Origin of the sequence: Roseicyclus sp. (assembly GCF_018402035.1) — a bacterium.
Lineage (GTDB): Bacteria > Pseudomonadota > Alphaproteobacteria > Rhodobacterales > Rhodobacteraceae > Roseicyclus.
Genome location: NZ_JAGYJN010000047.1, coordinates 1 through 2,867, shown reverse-complemented (window position 1 = coordinate 2,867; position 2,867 = coordinate 1). Strand labels below are relative to the sequence as shown.

The 2,867-nt window shown below is 64.9% G+C and carries 6 protein-coding genes; all 6 read right to left on the bottom strand.

Translation table 11 applies throughout. From position 1 onward, the window contains the following. Positions 1–27 precede the first annotated feature (27 nt). Positions 28–534, bottom strand: a complete 507-nt coding sequence (rimM, locus tag KG698_RS14940) for a ribosome maturation factor RimM (protein WP_213686339.1) — start codon at positions 532–534, stop codon at positions 28–30. A 51-nt stretch (positions 535–585) separates the two neighbouring features. After that, on the bottom strand, positions 586–1,029 hold the full coding sequence (gene rpsP / locus KG698_RS14935) for a 30S ribosomal protein S16 (protein WP_213686338.1): 444 nt from the start codon (positions 1,027–1,029) through the stop codon (positions 586–588). Positions 1,030–1,060: 31 nt separating this feature from the next. Further along, positions 1,061–1,366 (bottom strand): chorismate mutase, encoded by a 306-nt coding sequence (locus KG698_RS14930; RefSeq protein WP_213686337.1) that lies wholly within the window; start codon positions 1,364–1,366, stop codon positions 1,061–1,063. An 88-nt stretch (positions 1,367–1,454) separates the two neighbouring features. Continuing rightward, the gene (locus KG698_RS14925; protein WP_213686336.1) at positions 1,455–1,979 is read right to left on the bottom strand and encodes a GNAT family N-acetyltransferase; all 525 of its coding nucleotides are present in this window, start codon (positions 1,977–1,979) and stop codon (positions 1,455–1,457) included. Then, on the bottom strand, positions 1,976–2,524 hold the full coding sequence (locus KG698_RS14920) for a GNAT family N-acetyltransferase (RefSeq protein WP_213686335.1): 549 nt from the start codon (positions 2,522–2,524) through the stop codon (positions 1,976–1,978). Before KG698_RS14920 ends, KG698_RS14925 begins: the two co-directional genes overlap by 4 nt. Before the next feature lie 85 nt (positions 2,525–2,609). Beyond that, positions 2,610–2,867 (bottom strand): GNAT family N-acetyltransferase (locus KG698_RS14915; RefSeq protein ID WP_213686334.1); only part of this gene is annotated, 258 nt, incomplete at its 5' end.

Sequence of the window (2,867 nt, the reverse complement as noted above, 5' to 3'; positions counted from 1 at the left end):
GATATTTATGAAACGAAGAAGCTTATGTCAGTCGAACAGACCCTCTGGCGGGTCGATAATCACGCGACCGCTGGCCAGGTCAACGGTCGGCACGATGGCGCGGGTAAAGGGGACAAGCACGGAGCCTTTGAGGGCCGGGCCGCGCAGCTCGAGTATATCGCCCGCACCATGGTTGAGCACCGCGGCGATCTTGCCCAATTCGGCCCCGCCGGTGTCACGCGCGGAAAGGCCCAAGAGATCGGCGTGGTAGAATTCATCGTCGGGAAGGTTTGGCAGGGCGCTGCGCGGGGCAAAAAGGCGCTGACCGCGCAGGGCGTCGGCGGCCTCCTTGGTCATCACGCCCGAAAGCCGTGCTGCAAAGCCCGAGGTGGCGGGCCGGGTGAGCGTGATGTCGAAACTGCGCCCCTCATCTTCGGTGGTCAGCGGGCCATAGGCGGCGATATCGGCCGCTTCGGCGCAAAAGCTTTTCAGCCGCACCTCGCCGCGCACGCCGAAAGCGCCCGCGATCGCACCGACGCAGACCCGGTCAGTCATGACCGGGCCCACATTGGATATGCCATGCAATCATGCGCATGGGCGCACCGATTACTCGGTTGCCGCGTCGGTTGCCGCGTCAGCGGGGGCGTCAACCTCGGCCTCGACAACGGCAGGGGCGGGCGCTGCTGCGGCTGCTGCGGCGGCCTCGGCTGCGGCGGCTTCCTTGGCGGCTTTTTCAGCGGCGCGCTCTTTGGCCTTTTTGCCGGGTTCCGCTTTCACGGGGTTGTTGCGGGTCTTTTTCTCAATGATGCCAGCGGCTTCGAGGAAGCGGACGACGCGGTCGGTGGGCTGTGCGCCTTGGGCGAGCCAATGCTTCACGCGCTCCACATCCATGCGGATGCGGTCTTCGCTGTCCTTGGCGAGAAGCGGGTTGTAGGTGCCGAGCTTTTCGATGAAGCGGCCATCGCGGGGCATGCGGCTATCGGCTGCGACGATTGCGTAGAAGGGGCGCTTTTTCGAGCCGCCGCGGGCCAGTCTGATCTTCATTGCCATTGGGTTTCTCCTTGGGTTGGCGAGGGGCGGATTATGCCCCGTTTTCCTGATGTTGTTCGTGATGACGGATGACTTCCTGAATGATGAATTTCAGGAATTTCTTGGCGAATTCCGGGTCGAGATCGGCCCGTGTCGCAAGATCTTCGAGGCGCGCGATCTGTGTTGCTTCGCGCGCAGGATCGGAGGGGGGCAGGTCGTGTTCGGCCTTGAGGCGGCCCACGGCTTGCGTGTGTTTGAAGCGTTCGCCCAGCGTATAGACCAAGATCGCATCGAGCCGGTCGATGCTTTCGCGGTGGCCTTTGAGCAATTCGGCGGCGCGGGTGGTGGCGTCGGTCATGGCTGCATCCTGTCGGTTGCGGGGGCGGCACAAGGCGTACACAGGGCGTACAGATCGCGTACATACGCGGGGATCAGGCCAAAGCGGGTCATGGGGCCAATCCTTGCGCGGGGGCGGGGTGGCGCCAGATCTGCATCGCGCCGAAAATCTCGTGCTGGTAATCGGCCTCGGGCCGGCAGCCGAGGCGCTCGGCCAAGGCCGTCGAGCGGGTATTTTCCGGGTCGATCAAGCTGATCGCGGTGGTCCACCCGGCGGTCTCATAGGCGTAGTGCCGCGCGGCGAGGGCGGCCTCATGCGCAAGCCCGCGCCCTTCACCCGCCGCGAACATCGACCAAGCAATCTCGGGTTCCGGCCAGCCGATGGGGTAGAGCAGGCCCACAACGCCCAAAGGCGCGTCGCTGTCGCGGTCGGCCACGATCCAGCGGCCATAGCCACGGATCACCCATTGGCCGGGCAGGCCGATGAACTGGCCCCATGCTTGGATCTGGGTATTCGGCCCACCCACAAAGCGCGCGCGGTCGGAGGCGCGGAATTCGGCATAAGCGTCGAAATCCGAAAGCTGCGGCGCGCGCAGCGTCAGGCGCTGGGTCGTGAGGGTGGGGATATTGGTCATGCGGCCAGCACCTCGGACGGGGCGGGGTGGCGCCAGACCTCAAGCGTGGGGTCGCGGTCGGGGCGGGGGGCGCTTGCGTCCAATGTGCAGCCAAGCCGCTGGGCGAGGAGGCGCGAGCGGTCATTGCGCGGGTCGATATAGCTGACGGCGGTGGACCAGCCCAGATCGGCATAGGCGTGGCGACGCACGGCTAAAGCGGCTTCTTGCGCGTAGCCTTGCCCCTCATCGGCGGCATGCCAGATCGTCCAGCCCAGCTCATGCTCGGGCCAATCGCCGGGAAACCACGGGCCGAAAGAGCCGATGGGGCGGCCATCGCGGCGATCTTCGGCCACGAAGATGCCAAAGCCGCGCAGCTGCCAATGGCCCGCAAAGATCGCGAGGATGCGCCATGCATGGCCGATATCCTTATCTGCCCCACCGCCGACAAAGCGCGCGCGATCCGAGGTGATGAAAGGTGCGATGGCGCTGAAATCGGAGGATTGCGGCGCGCGCAGGGTCAGGCGTTCGGTCGTCAGCACCGGCGTGTTGATCAGGCAGGGGGTCATTGTGCAGATGCCCCTGTATTGATCGCAAAACAGCAAGCTTTGGCAGTCATCATTGTGGATAAAGCTGTGGATCGGTCGCGGAACATCAAGCGGCCCTCCGGTGATGGCGAAAGACGCAATCTTCGGGGTCTTGGCGTGGGGCGGTGTCATCGGGGATGGCACCCAGCCGGAGCGCGACGGCCTTGGAGGCGGTGTTCTCGGGGTGGGTGTAGCTGACGAGGGTGTCGATGTGCAGGTGCGCAAAGGCCCAATCGCGCAGGGCGGTGGCCCCTTCGGTGGCGTAGCCCTGACCCTCATGGCCGTCATAGACAAACCAGCCGAGTTCCGTTTCGGGGAAAAGCGG